Source organism: Streptomyces phaeochromogenes (assembly GCF_001418655.1).
In the GTDB taxonomy this organism is placed as follows: domain Bacteria; phylum Actinomycetota; class Actinomycetes; order Streptomycetales; family Streptomycetaceae; genus Streptomyces; species Streptomyces phaeochromogenes.
Map to the genome: position 1 here is coordinate 7,289 of NZ_LIQZ01000562.1, position 205 is coordinate 7,493.

Annotated in this window: 1 pseudogene; it reads right to left on the minus strand. The window is 74.1% G+C overall.

The window, feature by feature from the left end:
- Positions 1-205 (minus strand): annotated as a pseudogene (locus AOK17_RS53120) (helix-turn-helix transcriptional regulator); the annotation flags it as partial.

Below are 205 nucleotides of genomic sequence, written 5' to 3' on the forward strand. Positions count from 1 at the left end.
TGGCGAGGGCGCGGTCGGCGATCACGAGCTTGGTGGGCACCGTGTCCACGACCCGTACCTGCTCGTCGCGGCCGAGGGCGGCGGACAGCTCGGCGATGCCGTTCGGCAGGTGCAGCACCGACCGCTCGACGACCACGCGGTAGCGGACGCCGCGGTCGGCGGCCTGCTCCTCGGCGTCGTTGTCGGTGCCGGAGACGACGACCGG